The following is a 16853-nucleotide window of genomic DNA, read 5'->3' as shown; positions in this document are numbered from 1 at the left end:
TAGTTTTGGCTTCGTATTGGTTTCTCCGGGAGCGCCAGGGGTGCTTCCGGAGATCGCAAGAGGGAATCCGGTGTAAATCCGGAACTGCCCCGCAGCGGTAAGTGGAAACGACAGCGGCATAACAAGCACTGGGCACGCCCGGGAAGCAGCCGCCGGTAGGTGAGGCTTGAGCACAAGCCTTGTGTCCGCGAGTCCGAAGACCTGCCAATGCGGCCGCACCATCCGGTGTGGCCTTCGCCGGCGCCGAGGGATCAGCTGGTGGACGGCGCAGGTATTCGGCGTATCCACCTCCTGGCTCTTCCCGTGACGACGCAGGCGACCCGACGACGCAGGGATGCCGATGCCCGCAGCACAGCAGGGACGATCAGTGGTCCTTGCGGCGGGCGGCGGCTTGGCGGCGCTGGTACTGCTGTCCGTGGCGGCGCTCGTGTTCGGTACAGCCGAAGTGCCCTGGCGCGACTGTCTGCATTTCCTCTGGGTGGGCGGGACCGGCGGCTCTGTTCGAGCCGCCGATGCTGCGAACTACCGGATCGTCGTCGAGTCCAGGCTGCCGCGAGTGATTCTCGCAATCCTCGTCGGCGCGGGGCTCAGCATTGTGGGCGTGGTCGTGCAGGCGATGGTCCGTAACGCCCTGGCAGATCCATACGTTCTCGGCATTTCATCGGGAGCCTCCGTCGGTGCGACCGCAGTAGTGGTCTACGGCGTGCTCGGCGCTTTCGGCGCCTATGCACTATCGCTGTCGGCATCGCTCGGCGCCCTCGCCGCAACAGCGCTGGTCTACCAAATTGCCCGTACTCCACAGGGTTTGGTGCCGCTCAGGCTGGTCCTGGTAGGCACGGCCGTGGGCTACGGCCTGTCCGCGGTGACGACGGTACTGGTGTTCTTGGCGCCGAACGGTGAGGCGGCGCGCAGTGTCATGTTCTGGCTGCTCGGCAGCCTGGGCGCGTCATCCTGGGACAAGGTGCCGGTGGCGCTCGCGGCGACGGTGATCGGGATCGTTTGCGTCACAGGGCTGACCCGCCAGCTCAACGCCCTCGCCATGGGCGACGAGGTGAGCGCATCGCTGGGCCTACCTGCCGGTCGGTTCCGGGTGGCGTTGTTCGTGCTCTCCGCCGCGATGACTGGATGCTATGTATCGATCTGCGGAGCAATCGGATTCGTGGGACTGGTGATTCCTCACGCGGCACGGCTGCTCGTCGGCGCGGACCATCGCCGGGTCTTGATCGTTGCACCCGTGCTGGGCGCATGTTTCCTGGTTGCCGCCGATCTTGTTGCGCGGACCACGATTCCGCCACAGGAGCTTCCGTTGGGCGCGATCACAGCGGCCGTCGGGGTACCGGTCTTCGTCGGATTGATGCGCCGCCGCGCAATGTCGGCAGGGGCGGTGAGCTGATGGAGGTCACTTATCGAGATGTGTCGGTGGATATCGCCGGCGCACGGATCGTCTCGGATATCGATCTTGAGGTCGCGTCGGGCGAATTTGTCGGCATTGTCGGCCCCAATGGCAGCGGCAAGTCGACCACCCTGCGCTGCCTGTACCGGGCGCTTGTTCCGGTATCGGGCGATGTTCAGGTCAACGGAGTATCCGTGCACGCAATCAGCATGCGGGAGAACGCCCGCCAGGTGGCGGCGCTAACCCAGGACATGTCATTGGATTTCGACTTCACCGCCGAGGAAGTGGTCGCCACCGGCCGGCTACCGCACGGCACATCCCTGCGCGGCACCTCCGAGCAGGACCGACGTATCTGTGCGGAGGCCACCGAGACGGCGGATGTGACGGCACTCGCCGGCCGGAGGTTCAGTTCCCTCTCCGGTGGCGAGCGGCAGCGGGTTCTCATCGCCCGCGCCCTGGCACAGCAACCGCGCGTGTTGGTTCTCGACGAGCCGACCAACCATCTGGATGTCCGCCATCAGTACTCGATACTCAGTTCGGCTCGGATCCTGGGTATTACGGTCATCGCCGCACTTCACGACCTCAACCTCGCGGCACAGTACTGCGATGCGATCCACGTAATGGCGGAAGGCCATGTGGTGCTGTCGGGGACACCGCACGAGGTCATCACCACCGAGTCCATCGCCCGCTGGTTCGGCATCGGCTGTCATGTCATCGCGCATCCGCGAAGCGGTGTCCCGCAGATCATCTTCGACCCACACGAGGAGACAGAATGAAGACCCTGGTAAGCATGACGGTCGTGGTGTCGCTGATATCGGCGAGCTGCGCGACCATCGAGACTCAGAATCCCGGAACCGAGCGGGTATCCGTCGATAATTGCGGTGCACCACTTGAGGTTCCGGTTCCCGTAACCCGAGCTGTCAGCAATGACACCGGGGTTACCGAGCTCCTGTTTGCTCTCGGCCTGCAGGACCGAATGGCGGGCTACTTCATCGATGCCGGACAAGACCGCGACGTCAAGACCTCACCGTGGAAGGCGCAGTTCGAATCCACCACGAACCTGGGACAGGGATTCACCCGCGAAGCCGTGCAGGCCGCACGCCCCGATCTCGTATTCGCCGGGTGGAGTTACGGATTCAACGAAACCGCCGGGCTGACCCCGGATTGGGTGCGTTCCATCGGTGCGGTGCCCTACCAGCTCACCGAGGCGTGCCGTCAACCCGGAACCGTCCGGCGAGGCATCAAACCACCGCTCGACGCACTGTACGAGGACCTGACCAATCTGGGGGCCCTCTTCGGGGTTCAGGAACGTGCCCGCGACCTGATCGCCAGGTACCGCAAGACCATCGACGACGTGCACTCACGCATCCCACACGCGCAGCCAACGGCACGCGTATTCCTGTACGACAGCGGCGAGGCCGAGCCGTTCACCTCGGGTAAGAACGCAGCGCCACAACAGATCATCGAGAAGGCCGGCGGCCATAACATCTTCTCCGACCTCGACGACAGCTGGACCACCACTGCGTGGGAGACCGCCGCCCAGCGTGACCCACAGGTGATCATCATCTGCGACTACGGGGTGGGACCGAACAACACCGCCGACGCGAAGATCAACCTTCTCAGGGCGCAACCGCTGATGAGCCACACCCAAGCGGTGCGCGACGGGAACTTCATCGTGCTGCCGTATGCCGCGCTGGTTGAGGGACCGCGCAATCCTGATGCCATCGTCACCCTTGCGAACTACCTGCGCGACAAGGGATTCTGAGCACTGTCAGCACCTGCACATAGGGTGTCGATATGAGCTCCCCCATCTCCCTCGGCCTGATGGTGCCGCCATCCCTTCCACCCGAGCGGCTGCCTGACATCTCGCGCGCGGCCGATGATGCCGGGCTCGACCACCTGTGGGTCTGCGAGGACTGTTTCGCCACCACGTCGATCGCGTACGCCTCCCTGGCCCTCGCCGCGACCGAGCGGATCAGCGTCGGTACCGGTTTCCTCTCGGCGCCGGTGCGCAATGTGGTGACGGCGGCAATGGACTACAGCGTCCTGGCCCGTAGTTTTCCCGGCAGGGTGGTGCCGGGAATCGGGCACGGCTGGCAGCCCCATATGGCACAAATCGGCGCCAAGGTCGGCTCACCCTTGACACTTCTCGAGGAGTACGTGACCGCCCTGCGGGACCTGTTGGCAGGCAAGGAGGTCAGTGCCGCCGGGCGGTATGTGCAGCTGAACCGGGTGCGGCTGGACTGGCCGCCCACCGAGCCACTGCCCATCATGATCGGCGCCAACGGTCCCAAATCACTGCGCCTGGCCGGCTTGTTGGGTGACGGCACATTGCTGACCAGCATGGTGTCGGCCGATACCGTCGCCGCGCACTGCACACAGATCGATCCCGGCCCCGGTCATCGGATCTTCCTCAGTCGCACCATCAGTGTCGGCGCCGGTGCCGCTCAACTCATCGCGACCGATCCCGGCCATTACCCCGGGATATCCTTCGACGCCTCGGCGAGCATCGGTGGGGACGCGGCTGAGGTCGCCGCACAGCTGCTTGCGCTGCGGGACCTCGGTATCACGGACTTTATCGCGTCCCCCACCGGGAACGAGCCCGACCTCATCGGCTACATCCATACGCTCGGCCGGGAAGTCAGGCCGCTGCTACACCCGTGAAACGCCGAACGCCCGGCCACCGCATGATGCGGATGGCCGGGCGTTCGATCAGATCTACTCCGAGGCCGAGGCCGCCAGATCGGCGGCAGGCTCGTCACCGGTGACCAGTGCAGGCTTCGGACGGCTGACAAAGGTGAACTTTGCGTCCTCGCCGGCACTCTCGCCGTCCCAGCCTTCAACGTCGACCGAGATCAGCTCGCCGGGCCCGATCTCGTTGAACAGGATCTTCTCCGAGAGAGTGTCCTCGATCTCCCGCTGGATGGTGCGGCGCAGCGGCCGCGCACCCAGCACCGGATCGAACCCACGCTTGGCCAGCAGGGACTTGGCCTGGTCGGTGAGCTCCATGGCCATGTCCTTGCCCTTGAGCTGCTTGCCGACTCGCGCAATCATCAGATCCACCATCTCGATGATCTGTTCCTTCGTCAGCTGCTCGAAAACGATGATGTCGTCGATGCGGTTGAGGAACTCCGGACGGAAATGCTTCTTGAGCTCGTCGTTGACCTTCTGCTTCATCCGCTCATAGTTCGAGCCGCCGCCGCCCTCGGAGAACCCAAGGCCCACGGCCTTCGAGATATCCGAGGTACCCAGGTTCGAGGTGAAGATCAGCACCGTGTTCTTGAAGTCCACAGTGCGACCCTGGCCATCGGTGAGACGTCCGTCCTCGAGGACCTGCAACAGGGTGTTGTAGATCTCCTGGTGGGCCTTCTCGATCTCGTCGAACAGCACGACGCTGAACGGCTTGCGCCGCACCTTCTCGGTGAGCTGGCCGCCCTCCTCGTAGCCGACGTATCCCGGAGGAGCGCCGAAAAGCCTTGAAGCGGTGAAGCGGTCGTGGAACTCGCCCATGTCGATCTGGATGAGCGCGTCGTCGTCGCCGAACAGGAAGTTGGCCAGCGCCTTGGACAACTCAGTCTTACCGACACCGGATGGGCCGGCGAAGATGAACGAACCCGATGGGCGCCGTGGGTCTTTCAGACCGGCACGGGTGCGGCGGATGGCCTTGGAGACAGCCTTGACGGCCTGCTCCTGGCCGATGATCCGCTTGTGCAGCTCATCCTCCATACGCAGCAGCCGAGTGGTCTCCTCCTCGGTCAGCTTGAAGACCGGGATACCGGTCCAGTTGCCCAGCACCTCAGCGATCTGCTCATCGTCAACCTCGGCAACTACATCCAAGTCCCCTGAGCGCCACTGCTTTTCACGCTCGACACGCTGCGCGACCAGCTGCTTCTCGGAGTCACGCAACCGCGCGGCCTTCTCGAAGTCCTGGGCGTCAATGGCCGATTCCTTCTCCCGGCGCGCGTCGGCGATCTTCTCGTCGAATTCACGCAGGTCTGGCGGAGCGGTCATCCGGCGGATGCGCATGCGCGCACCGGCCTCGTCGATCAGGTCGATCGCCTTGTCCGGCAGGAACCGGTCGTTGATGTACCGGTCGGCCAGAGTCGCCGCGGCCACCAACGCGCCATCGGTGATGGACACCCGGTGGTGCGCCTCGTAACGGTCGCGCAGACCCTTGAGGATCTCGATGGTGTGCTCGACGGTCGGCTCGCCCACCTGCACCGGCTGGAACCGGCGTTCCAGGGCGGCGTCCTTCTCGATGTACTTGCGGTACTCGTCGAGAGTGGTCGCACCGATCGTCTGCAGCTCACCACGAGCCAGCTTGGGCTTGAGGATCGAGGCCGCGTCGATCGCGCCCTCGGCCGCACCCGCGCCGACCAGGGTGTGCAGCTCGTCGATAAACAGGATGATGTCGCCCCGGGTGTTGATCTCCTTGAGCACCTTCTTGAGGCGTTCTTCGAAGTCACCGCGGTAGCGGCTGCCGGCCACCAGGGACCCCAGGTCCAGGGTGTACAGCTGCTTGTTCTTCAGGGTTTCGGGCACCTCGCCATGCACGATGGCCTGTGCCAGACCCTCGACGACGGCAGTCTTACCGACACCGGGCTCGCCGATCAGCACCGGATTGTTCTTGGTGCGACGGCTCAGCACCTGCATGACCCGCTCGATTTCCTTCTCGCGGCCGATGACGGGGTCGAGCTTGCCCTCCAGGGCGGCGGCAGTCAGGTTACGGCCGAACTGGTCAAGTACCAGCGAGGTCGACGGGGTACCGGCCTCGCCACCGCGGCCACCGGTACCGGATTCGGCGGTCTCCTTGCCCTGGTAGCCGCTCAGCAGCTGAATAACTTGTTGGCGCACCCGGGTCAGCTCAGCTCCCAGCTTGACCAGCACCTGAGCCGCGACACCCTCACCCTCACGAATGAGGCCCAGCAGGATGTGCTCGGTGCCGATGTAATTGTGGCCGAGTTGCAGCGCCTCGCGCAGGCTCAGCTCCAGCACCTTCTTGGCGCGGGGAGTGAAAGGAATGTGCCCGGACGGCGCCTGCTGCCCCTGGCCGATGATCTCCTCGACCTGGCTGCGCACCCCCTCCAGGGAAATGCCCAGCGACTCCAGCGACTTGGCGGCGACGCCCTCACCCTCGTGGATCAAGCCCAGCAGGATGTGCTCGGTGCCGATGTAGTTGTGATTAAGCATGCGGGCCTCTTCTTGGGCCAGCACAACCACCCGCCGCGCGCGGTCAGTGAATCTCTCGAACATCGGTCTCCCTCGCTTCCTCGTCCGGTCTTCGCGCAAGCGGCTCATCCTGCCGCTCGGGGTTCCCCCCAAACGGCTCATCCCCGCTGGCACTAGGACCTAATTGCCACTCTAGTGGTCGGCCGTGGTCGGTGCGGAGTTCGCATACCTCAGTACACGAAATCACCGCACCCGGCGGTGCTTGTCAAGCAACCAAAACAACGCCAGATGCGGTGAAAACGTTTCCGATTTGAGCCGGCTTCGCCGTAAGCGAAATACCGGGGGATGTACTAGTTGGCCGCGTTGAACGCGTCGACAACTTCGGCGGGAATGCGACCGCGCGACGACACATTGTGGCCGTTCTTACGCGCCCACTCCCGGATCGCTGCGCTCTGCTCACGGTCGATGCTGGCACGCCCGCGACCCGGTCCCGAGCTCCCGCGCCCCCGCCGACGGCCGCTCACACGGCGAGCGTGCTCAACCCACGTAGAGAGCTGATTGCGCAGCTTCTCCGCATTCTTAGAAGAAAGGTCGATCTCGTAAGTCACGCCGTCAATACCGAATTCAACGGTCTCGTCGGCAGGCGCTTCACCATCGACGTCGTCGACGAGCGTGACTGTGACCTTCTTAGCCATTCCCTTTGTCCTTCCAAATGCGGAACCCCCGTTGGTCCACCTCAAACATGCCACGGATTGCCGCAAAGTTCAACATACCCGTAAGGCTGCGCGTGTTCCGCTCAAGGCAAGCGATTCACTACACCCATAGTTGAAAAGTAGAAGAAAATTCGAACGGGTAGATCAGAGCGTAGGGCGGACAATCGGGAACAAGATCGTCTCCCGAATTCCCAATCCCGTAAGGGCCATCAACAACCGGTCGATACCCATACCCGTTCCTGCGGCGGGAGGCATCGCATGCTCCATCGCGCCGAGGAAATCCTCATCGAGGCTCATCGCTTCGTCATCACCGGCGGCGGCCAATCGTGCCTGGTCAGCGAACCTCTCACGCTGGATTACCGGGTCGATCAACTCCGAGTACCCAGTCGCCAATTCGAATCCGCGAACGTACAGATCCCATTTTTCGGTCACACCCGCGATGCTCCGATGCTGACGAGTCAGTGGAGACGTCTCGACCGGGAAATCCCTAACAAACGTCGGTGCGTACATTTTGTCGCCGACCTGATGTTCCCAAAGTTCTTCGATGAGTTTTCCGTGGCCGAAACCGCGATCGGTGGGAATCTCAGCGCCCACCCGATCTGCGATCTTCCATAGCACGGCTACCGGAGTATCGGGCGTGATCTCCTCACCGAGCGCCTCCGACAACGACGGATACATTTCCAACGTCGTCCACTCGCCATCCAAGTCATAGATTGATCCATCGGGCAACGTCACCTGCCGAGAACCCATTGCGTCGTCGGCTACCTCCTGGATGAGCTCACGGATCATTGTCGCGCCGGTGTCGTATGTGCCGTAGGTCTCATATGTTTCCAGCATCACGAATTCGGGAGAATGCGTGGAATCTGACCCTTCATTTCGAAAAACTCGATTGAGTTCGAAAATCTTGTCGAAGCCGCCAACAAGCGCCCTTTTCAGGAAAAGTTCCGGTGCAATACGGAGATACAGGTCGATATCGAGCGCATTGGAATGCGTAGTGAACGGCCGCGCGGCAGCACCACCGGCGAGGGTCTGCAAGATCGGCGTCTCCAACTCCAGGAAGCTGCGCCGGTGCAGAGCGTCACGAATCGCTCGCATCACCGCGACCCGTTGCCGCGCGATCTGACGCGCCTCCGGCCGCACGATGAGATCCACGTACCGCTGGCGCACTCTGGTTTCTTCGGACATCTCCTTGTGAGCAACGGGCAGGGGTCGAAGGGACTTCGACGCCATCTGCCAGCTGTCGGCCAGGACGCTCAGCTCACCGCGTCGCGAGCTGATGACCTCACCGTGCACGAACACGATGTCACCGAGATCCACATCGGTCTTCCAATCGGTGAGCGCCTGCTCGCCGACGCCGGCGAGGCTGACCATCACCTGCAGGGAGGTGCCATCCCCCTCCTGCAGCGTCGCAAAGCACAGCTTGCCGGTGTTGCGCGAGAAGATGACACGACCCGAAACACCCACCTGGTCGCCCGTGCTGGTGTCGGTCTCCAGATCCGTATAGGCGTCGCGAATCTGCTTGAGGCTATGTGTCCGGGGGACCTCCACCGGATACGGCTGGACGCCTTCAGCGAGCAGCTTCTCGCGCTTGGCCTGCCGGATGCGAAATTGTTCCGGCAAGCTGGTCTGCGCATCAGGATCAGTCACGTCTCGGCAGCTTAGCGGTAGTGCTTCAGCCGGACGATTCGTTATCTACCTAGCCGCACGAGCCTTGCCGCGCTGGTCAGCCCGGTTACGCTCGTACACCAGCCGCAAGCCGTCGAGTGTGAGGTGCTCCTCGTAACGGTCCACGGTGTGGGTCTCGGGAAGGATCAACGGCGCGGTGTGGCCCGTCGCCAGCACCGTGACGCCTGCGCCGCCGAAGCCCTCGATATCACGACGTACCCGTTCCACCAGCCCATCCACCAGCCCGGCGAACCCGAAAACCGCTCCCGATTGCATGCACTCAACCGTGTTCTTGCCGACGACTGAACGCGGCCGGGTCAGCTCCACACGCCGCAAGGCGGCGCTGCGGGCGGCGGCGGCATCGGAAGACACCTGCACACCCGGGGCGATCGCACCCCCCAAGAACTCGCCCTTCGCCGACACCACATCGACGCAGATCGAGGATCCGAAGTCCACCACGATGCATGCCGAACCAAATTTGTGATGCGCAGCAAGGCAATTGACGATCCGGTCGGCGCCAACCTCCTTGGGATTGTCGACCAGAAGCGGGAGGCCGGTGCGCACTCCCGGCTCGATGAGAACCTGCGGCACCTTCGACCAATACTGGTCGAACATCCCCCGCATTTCATGCAGCACAGACGGCACGGTGGAAAGCGCCGCCACCCCGGTCAGCGCCTCGCTCTCGTCGCCGATCAGTCCGTCAATGGTGAGTGCCAGCTCGTCGGCGGTGATCTCCGTTTCCGTACGAATCCGCCAGTGCTGAACAACCTTGGCGTGATCACCCGCGCCGGCGACCAGCCCGAGCACGGTATGGGTGTTGCGTACATCGATTGCCAGCAGCACGGCTACACCAAACCGCGCGGTGACACCAGGCCGAAGTTCTCGGGCACGTAGGCAGGGTCGCCGGAGTGCTCGCCCAGGTCAACCTGCTTGTTGTCCGAGTCCACGAATACCACCCGCGGCGTGAAAGCACGGGCCTCCTCGTCGCTCATCACACCGTAGGCGATGATGATCACTAGGTCCCCCGGGTGTACCAGATGTGCTGCAGCACCATTAATTCCGACGACCCCACTGCCTCGCGTGCCCGTGATCGCGTAGGTCTCCAACCGGGCACCATTGTCAATGTCGACGATGGTGACCTGCTCACCCTCCAGCAGGTCCGCGGCCTCCATGAGATCGGGGTCGATGGTGACGGAACCGACGTAGTGCAGATCGGCGTGTGTCACGGTGGCGCGATGGATCTTTGACTTCATCATCGTGCGGAACATCAGGTCCTCCAGTCAATTTCGCCAGGGTAGTTCGTGATCAGGGTCGGCCGGCTGGGACGGGCCGATTTCGACGGGAACGTTGTCCAGCAGCCGGGTGCTCCCCAGCTTGGCCGCCACCAACATGCGGCCGGGTCCATGAGCGGGGGCGGGGCCGAGATCGGCGCCCCGCACCTCCAGGTAATCCACCTGTATTGCCGGTACCTCATCGAGCACCCCGCGGGCGGCGTCCAGGGCCGCTTCCGAACCCGCTGAGGCCGAATAGATTCCGGCGAGCAAGGCAGCAGATAATGCTCCGGCCTGTTCGCGATGCTCGTCGCTCAGGTAGACATTCCGCGAGGACATCGCCAACCCATCCGCCTCGCGGACAATCGGCACCGGAACGACGCGGGTCTTGAGGTTCAGATCGGCGACCATCTGCCGGATGAGCACCAGCTGCTGGTAATCCTTCTCCCCGAAGTACGCCTGATCGGGCGCCACGATCTGCAGCAGCTTATGCACCACCGTCAGCATTCCGGCGAAATGCGTTGGACGTGAGGCACCCTCAAGATCCATACCGAGAGGTCCGGGTTGAATGGTGGTGCGCTGACCGTTGGGGAACATCGTTTCCACAGTCGGTGCGAACACCAGCTCCACACCCTCGTCACGCAACTTCTCGACATCCGAGTCCAGTGTGCGCGGATAGGCGTCAAGGTCCTCGCCCGGTCCAAACTGCAAGGGATTGACGAAAATCGACACCACGACCACCGCACCCGGCACCTTCCGGGCGTGCTGAACAAGCGTCAAGTGGCCCTCATGCAAGGCGCCCATAGTCGGGACCAGCATGATTCGCCGGCCGGTGTGCCGCAATGCTTTCGACACGTCGTACATCGTGTCGGGATCCTGGTGAACCGTGAGCTCTCCACGCAGGTAGCCCTTCGGGCCCTTAGGCCCATACAAACTCGTCATCTCCGTGAATCCTTTTCCAAAGCCGCAAAAACCGATTGAGGGGCATGCGCGCGCTGCGCGGTACGGCGGGCGTCGGCACGATATGCCTCCGCGAGTGCAGGATCCGCCTCGGCGAGCGCGTCGAGATGGCGGCCGACGGCGGCGCCGTCTCCCCGCGCCACCGGACCTGTCAGCGCTGCCTGCCCACGATCCAGCGCGTTGGTGACGGCGGCGCGCACCAGCGGCGCCAGCACCCGCTCCGGCAGTCCGCCCGGTGCTTCGCCAATTGTCTCCTGCCCCAACAATTCCTGTCCCCAGAGCGCCGAACGCAGCGCCTCGATCGCATCCAGAACCAGCGTCACCACATGGTTGCTTCCGTGCGCCAGAGCTGCGTGATACAGGGTGCGGGCATCCTCGCGTACCCGCACCGGTTCGCCACCGATTTCCAGCACCAGCGCCGTACCGATGGCGTAACCCGTCTCATCGGCCGCAGTAATTCCAAAGCAGCAGTTGGGAAGTCGTTCAACGTCCTCGTCTCCGCCGACGAATGTCATGGCCGGATGGATTGCCAGCGGAATGCATCCGAGAGCGGTCAGCGGCCCCAGGACTGCGATGCCGTTGGCGCCGGAGGTGTGTACAACGATGGTGCCGGGCCGCACCGAACCGGTGGCGGCAAGACCCGAGACCAGGTCCGCCAGCTCGTGATCCGGTACCGCGAGTATCAAGAGCTCTGCACGTGGGGCCACCTCTTGGGCGGGCAGTACCTGACTTTCCGGCAAACGTTTCTCGGCACGCCGTCGCGACGCGTCGGACACCGCGCTGCAGGCGACGACGACGTGACCCACTGTCTCCAGGGCGACGCCCATCGCGGTACCAACTCGGCCGGCGGAAATAATGCCGACGGCAAGACGGGCAGGCCGCAGGCCGTCTAGTGCCCCATCGGCTTGGCCGTCCACATTGAAAGCCTCAGACATGCTGAACGAGACACCTCGCAGAATAGAAACGTTCCAGTCCTGCCCTGCAGGTACCGGACGGTCATTCAGCAGAATAATCCGGTCGCTGCGCTATCGGCAGGGGCCTGGGCCGTTAGATTGCTCACTTTCACGCACAGTGACGAAATCGGCTGAAGTCAGTCCTCGCGCCGACGGCGGCCACCGCCGGAGTCGCCCTGAAGACGCCCGAGCAGATCGGCGACCGAGAAGCCGCCCGTTTCCTCGACCCGACGCCGACCCTGAGTTTCCTCAGATTCCTCTGGCTCAGGAGCCCGCCGTCGACCGCGCGATTCCTCGGGTTCCGGGGCGCGGTGGCCACCCGAGCTCTCCGGATGGCTCGGCTGTTCCGGCGCTGATGGCGGCGGGGGCGGGGGCGGGTAGGACGGTTCGGGTGCCCAGTGCCCACCGCCACCGGTTTCGGCCGCGGCCGGTGCCTGATGCCGAGACGGTATTCCGGAGTGGCGTCCTGGGGCTGGTTCAGCCGGGTAGGGGCCTGTGGGTGCCGGCGGCGCAGATTCGTTGGAGGCCCAATTGCTTCCGCTGGTTCCGGGAGGAAGCCATTGGCCCTCGGCGGGTGCCGGGGCCCAGGTGCTCGGAGGTGGAGGTGGAGGTGTCCAATCGGGAGGAGGCGCGTTCCATGCGGGTTGGGCGGCCGGCTGCTCCGGCGGCGCCATCGGCTGCGGCACCGGATCCCAGTCTTCACCGTCGGCCGCGGCATCCCAATCCTCTTGCCTGGCAGCCCAATACGCTGGTTGTGCGGATTCCACGGCGGCCGGGTCCACGGGCTCGCGCTCCGGTATCGGGGGCTGCGCCACCTGCGGTTCGGGTTGTGGACGCCAATGAGTTCCGGACGAAACCGGTTGCTGATACGGCTCAGGCTCGTGAGGTTGCGCGGCTCCGTAGTACGGAGGCGCCGGATACGGCGGCGTCGGAGGGGCCTCGTCCCCATCCACGTGATGAGGGTCTTCGACGACATCGATGATCGGATACTCCGAGGTACGTGTGTCCTCCTCGACGGCAGTCACATCTTGGTACTCGGGTGTGCGCTGCGGCTCCGGCTCGCGGACGGAATGCGTGAACGCGGCAGCCGCCGCCGATGCGCTTGTGCCCGGTCCGGGCTTCGGTTCCGCGCCGGGCCAGGGCCCCAGTGCACGAATCGGATCGTGCTCGATCGCGGGCCGGTCACTCAGGTCGGTGTTGAAGAGAATCTCCAGGTTGGTGCGCAGCGCACCGAGTTCGGCGCGCAGCGTCGCGATCTCGTCAGCGGCCTGCGCCTCGATCTCCCCTGCCAGCTGCTGACGCAATCTGCTCTCGACGGTCAGCTCGTACTCCCGTCGCGCCGAAATCTCCCGTTCCAGCTGCAAGTCGTAGACGAGTTTCTGATCGTGCACCTTCGCCTGATCGGCATCGCTTTGCCTCCGGTAGGTCAGCGCGGCGAATGACGCTATGACCGCGGCCCACAGCGCCAGCAACAAACCGACACGTAGATAGATGGCCTTATCCGTGAAAACCAGCGCTATCCCGGACCCGATCGCCAGCACCAGCAACGCGGTCAGCAACGCCCACCCGGGGCGGCGGCTGCCACGCCGTGGCTTCGCCGCGCGGGTGGGAATCGTCATGGAGGTGACTGTACCCGGACAGCGCAGTGTGCTGGCCGACCTCGATTCGGCGATTCGACATGCGTAGGTGCTATCGGGCGGCGGTCGCGGGTGGGTCGGGCGGCGACTTACAGCAATGCTGAAGCCATAGCCCCGCGACCACGAGCGCCAACGCGCATCCGGTCGCGATCACCACGCCAAAGGTGTCCGCCACAGCGGCCGCCAACTGTGCGCGCCGCGGCAGGACGTAGATGAGCATCGCCATCCACCATCCGGCCATGAGCGTGCCGAGCCACGCCGAGGCCTTCGCGACCACCACCGAACGCGCCACCGCGAGCGCCGGCAAACGCCCGACGCCCGCCCCTATCTCGCCGTCGTTGACCTTGTTGCGGATGTAGAACGCCCACCCACCCTCGACGATCGCCAGTGCAAGTAGCGAGACACCGGCGAGTAAGGGAATCGGCGGCAAGGATCCGTAGGCCGCCAAGACAAAGAAGTAGCCGAGGACCACGGTGACGGCGCCCGCGATCAACAGATCACGGATTCGGGTGGGCCCCACTACGACACCGGCCCGGTCAGCGCGTCATCCGTCCGTCGCACACCATCGCGTTCGACCGGTTCGAGTCTGGCCAGCAAGTCGGCCACCGGGCGAACCTGTCCGTCGACGGTCAGCACCGCGTCCGGTTCGATCGCCAGCCACGGCACCAGTACAAAGGCGCGCTGATACGCACGGGGATGCGGCAGTGTGAGATCCGCATCATCGGAAAGGATCTCGACAGAGAATTCAAGGTCGACGCCCTGCCTGCAGCTGATCACATCGACATCGAGAGTCCTTGGCCCCCAGCGCTCCGCACGCATCCGTTCGGCAGACTGCTCCAGGCGATGCGCCACTGCCAACCACTCCCGGGGCTCACCCCCCTCGGCGACGACGACGGCATTGAGGAAGTCTGCCTGTGGAACCGGTCCCCACGGGGCGGTCTGGTAGACAGGCGATACCCCCACCACATCCGTGCCCAGCGCGTCGACGACCGATTGCAGATGCGCGAGCCTGTCCCCGAGATTGGATCCGATGGACAGCACCGCGCGTGTCACTGGGACGATCCCCCGGAACGCGATCGCCGGGAACGGCGGGCCACCACCGCCACATCGCTGAAGGTCAACGGAATTGGTGCGTTGGGTTTATGAACGACCGCTTCTACGGCATGAACCCTGGCGTCGGTCATCACGTCATCGGCAATGGCACCCGCGACCGATTCGATGAGATTGCGCGGCGGACCCGACACGATCGCGGCGGCACGCTGAGCAAGTTCTCCATAGTCGAAGGTGTCGGTCAGCTGATCCGTCGCCGCGGCGGTATCAAGATCCAGCCACACCGTGATGTCCACCGAGAATTCCTGGCCATCACGACGCTCATGTTCGAAAACTCCATGGTATCCAAAGACTTTCAGGCCACGGAGCTCGATGCGATCGGTCATTTGTTGACACCTTTGGTGCCACGCTGTGCAACCTCACGACGCCACTTACCGGACGCGGTCTTGGGTTGGGTCCGCACAGTCCGGACGGTCACCTCGGTGGTCACCTCGTCTGGTGAGGCCTCGACGGCAGGTGCAGCTTCTTGCTCGGGCGGCTGGTCCTGCGGGCCTCCCCGACCCTCTTCCCCGTCCTCTTCCATGGTCTCGACCCCGCCGGTCTCCCAGGCGCGCACCACTTTCAGCGCATCCATGGATGCCGTGACATCGTGCACGCGCACACCCCACACCTCGTGCAGCGCACCGAGTGCGGTGATGACGGCGGTAGCGATTTCGCGCCCGTCGGCCGGTCGCTCCACCCCTTTGAGATCGGTGAGCAGGGAGCCCAGGAATCGTTTCCGGGAAGCACCGATGAGAATCGGGAATCCGAGCTCCTGGAGATCCGGGATCGCTTGGAGCAAGAGCCAATTGTGGTGCGCGGTCTTGGCGAAACCGAGGCCGGGATCGAGAATGAGCCGCTCGTGCGAGACACCGGCCTTGAGCGCGACTTCCACCGACTCCATGAGCTCGCGCGACACGTCGGCGACGACATCACGATAGTTCCGAGTGGTGGGCGTGTGGATGAAATCCTTTGAACGCCAGTGCATCAGGATCCAGGGGAGACCCAGGTCCGCCATTAACGGGGCCATCGCCGGATCGGCGCGACCGCCCGAGACATCGTTGACCATGTTGGCGCCGGCCTCCACCGCGGCAGCGGCGACCTCCGCACGCATGGTGTCCACGCTGATGTTGATCCCGTGGCTGGCAAGCTCTTTGATCACCGGGATAACCCGTTGCAGTTCGATTTTCTGCCTGATGGGTGTCGCGCCCGGCCGGGTCGACTGGCCCCCGACATCGATGATGTCAGCACCGGCGGAGGCAAGCGCCAGGCCGTGCGCCACCGCGTCCGACTGCCTGACGAATTTGCCACCGTCAGAGAAGGAGTCGTCGGTGACGTTGACGACTCCCAGGATGTGGGTTAGCGCGGGGGTATCCGTCACGTCCCGGTCATGTCCTCATCATCAGGTCGAGAACCTCGGCCCGTGAGGCAGCGTCGGTCTTGAACTGGCCGCGCACGGCAGAGGTGGTGGTTGTCGCTCCGGGTTTGCGTACGCCGCGCATTGCCATGCACAGATGTTCGGCCTCCACCACCACGATCACTCCGCGCGGCTCCAGCTTGCGGACCAATGCGTCAGCGATCTGCGCCGTCAACCGCTCCTGCACCTGCGGCCGTTTTGCGTAAAGGTCAACCAGACGAGCGATTTTCGACAGTCCCGTGACGCGACCAGTCTGACCGGGGATGTATCCGACGTGCGCAACACCATGGAAGGACACCAGGTGATGTTCACATGTCGAATACATCGGTATCGATTTCACCAGCACCAGCTCATCGTGCTGTTCGTCGAAGGTGGTGTTCAGCACCGTGTCCGGATCGCTGTACAGCCCGGCGAATATCTCCTTATAGGCGCGCGCCACCCGGGCCGGGGTGTCCACAAGCCCATTCCGGTCCGGGTCTTCACCGACCGCCAACAGCAGTTCACGCACTGCCGCCTCGGCGCGGGCCTGGTCGAAGACGTGACTGGTCGGCTGACCGTTGTGCTCGGTCGTCTCGGACGAGTTCAT

Annotated in this window: 17 protein-coding genes and 1 riboswitch; of the genes, 4 read left to right on the top strand and 13 right to left on the bottom strand. The window is 64.0% G+C overall.

Annotated elements, in window-relative coordinates; all coding sequences use genetic code 11:
* Positions 1-224: riboswitch (cobalamin riboswitch) on the top strand.
* Positions 225-334: 110 nt separating this feature from the next.
* From MLB1_RS15885 to MLB1_RS15870, 4 genes are read left to right on the top strand one after another with little or no spacing between them, the layout of a single operon-like run.
* The gene (locus MLB1_RS15885; RefSeq protein WP_180750769.1) at positions 335-1393 is read left to right on the top strand and encodes an iron ABC transporter permease; all 1059 of its coding nucleotides are present in this window, start codon (positions 335-337) and stop codon (positions 1391-1393) included.
* Entirely contained in the window at positions 1393-2169 is a 777-nt protein-coding gene (locus MLB1_RS15880) for an ABC transporter ATP-binding protein (protein ID WP_180750768.1), read from the top strand. Before MLB1_RS15885 ends, MLB1_RS15880 begins: the two co-directional genes overlap by 1 nt.
* On the top strand, positions 2166-3158 hold the full coding sequence (locus MLB1_RS15875) for an ABC transporter substrate-binding protein (RefSeq protein WP_180750767.1): 993 nt from the start codon (positions 2166-2168) through the stop codon (positions 3156-3158). The genes MLB1_RS15880 and MLB1_RS15875 overlap by 4 nt, the downstream gene beginning before the upstream one ends.
* Positions 3159-3190: 32 nt before the next feature.
* Complete coding sequence (locus tag MLB1_RS15870; RefSeq protein WP_180750766.1) at positions 3191-4057, top strand: LLM class flavin-dependent oxidoreductase; 867 nt, start codon at positions 3191-3193, stop codon at positions 4055-4057.
* Positions 4058-4111: 54 nt separating this feature from the next.
* On the opposite strand, the gene MLB1_RS15865 is transcribed toward MLB1_RS15870, so the two are convergent.
* The 13 genes from MLB1_RS15865 to folE form a co-directional block, all read right to left on the bottom strand.
* Positions 4112-6646, bottom strand: a complete 2535-nt coding sequence (locus MLB1_RS15865; RefSeq protein ID WP_180750765.1) for an ATP-dependent Clp protease ATP-binding subunit — start codon at positions 6644-6646, stop codon at positions 4112-4114.
* Between the two features lie 266 nt (positions 6647-6912).
* Complete coding sequence (lsr2, locus tag MLB1_RS15860; protein WP_180750764.1) at positions 6913-7257, bottom strand: histone-like nucleoid-structuring protein Lsr2; 345 nt, start codon at positions 7255-7257, stop codon at positions 6913-6915.
* A 162-nt stretch (positions 7258-7419) separates the two neighbouring features.
* Complete coding sequence (lysS, locus tag MLB1_RS15855) at positions 7420-8922, bottom strand: lysine--tRNA ligase (RefSeq protein WP_180750763.1); 1503 nt, start codon at positions 8920-8922, stop codon at positions 7420-7422.
* A 45-nt stretch (positions 8923-8967) separates the two neighbouring features.
* Complete coding sequence (locus MLB1_RS15850) at positions 8968-9783, bottom strand: type III pantothenate kinase (protein WP_180750762.1); 816 nt, start codon at positions 9781-9783, stop codon at positions 8968-8970.
* 2 nt (positions 9784-9785) lie between these two features.
* The gene (panD, locus tag MLB1_RS15845) at positions 9786-10208 is read right to left on the bottom strand and encodes an aspartate 1-decarboxylase (RefSeq protein WP_180750761.1); all 423 of its coding nucleotides are present in this window, start codon (positions 10206-10208) and stop codon (positions 9786-9788) included.
* A gap of 12 nt (positions 10209-10220) precedes the next feature.
* Positions 10221-11153, bottom strand: a complete 933-nt coding sequence (gene panC, locus MLB1_RS15840; protein ID WP_180750760.1) for a pantoate--beta-alanine ligase — start codon at positions 11151-11153, stop codon at positions 10221-10223.
* Positions 11150-12106: a DUF2520 domain-containing protein gene (locus MLB1_RS15835; RefSeq protein ID WP_180750759.1), complete on the bottom strand. Its 957-nt coding sequence runs from the start codon at positions 12104-12106 to the stop codon at positions 11150-11152. Before MLB1_RS15835 ends, panC begins: the two co-directional genes overlap by 4 nt.
* A 155-nt stretch (positions 12107-12261) precedes the next feature.
* Positions 12262-13743, bottom strand: coding sequence for a DUF6779 domain-containing protein (locus tag MLB1_RS15830; protein WP_180750758.1), 1482 nt, complete (start codon positions 13741-13743; stop codon positions 12262-12264).
* Between the two features lie 70 nt (positions 13744-13813).
* Positions 13814-14281, bottom strand: coding sequence for a DUF3180 domain-containing protein (locus MLB1_RS15825; RefSeq protein ID WP_180750757.1), 468 nt, complete (start codon positions 14279-14281; stop codon positions 13814-13816).
* A complete protein-coding gene (gene folK, locus MLB1_RS15820; RefSeq protein WP_180750756.1) occupies positions 14281-14814 on the bottom strand; it encodes a 2-amino-4-hydroxy-6-hydroxymethyldihydropteridine diphosphokinase in 534 nt (177 codons plus the stop codon). Before folK ends, MLB1_RS15825 begins: the two co-directional genes overlap by 1 nt.
* Entirely contained in the window at positions 14811-15197 is a 387-nt protein-coding gene (folB, locus tag MLB1_RS15815) for a dihydroneopterin aldolase (RefSeq protein ID WP_180750755.1), read from the bottom strand. Before folB ends, folK begins: the two co-directional genes overlap by 4 nt.
* Positions 15194-16231, bottom strand: a complete 1038-nt coding sequence (folP, locus tag MLB1_RS15810; RefSeq protein WP_180750754.1) for a dihydropteroate synthase — start codon at positions 16229-16231, stop codon at positions 15194-15196. Before folP ends, folB begins: the two co-directional genes overlap by 4 nt.
* A gap of 7 nt (positions 16232-16238) precedes the next feature.
* A complete protein-coding gene (gene folE, locus MLB1_RS15805; RefSeq protein ID WP_180750753.1) occupies positions 16239-16853 on the bottom strand; it encodes a GTP cyclohydrolase I FolE in 615 nt (204 codons plus the stop codon).

This window comes from Mycobacteroides sp. LB1 (assembly GCF_013449725.1).
Lineage (GTDB): Bacteria > Actinomycetota > Actinomycetes > Mycobacteriales > Mycobacteriaceae > Mycobacterium.
The sequence above is the reverse complement of the archived record's forward strand: the minus strand, read 5'-3'. Positions and strand labels throughout refer to the sequence as shown.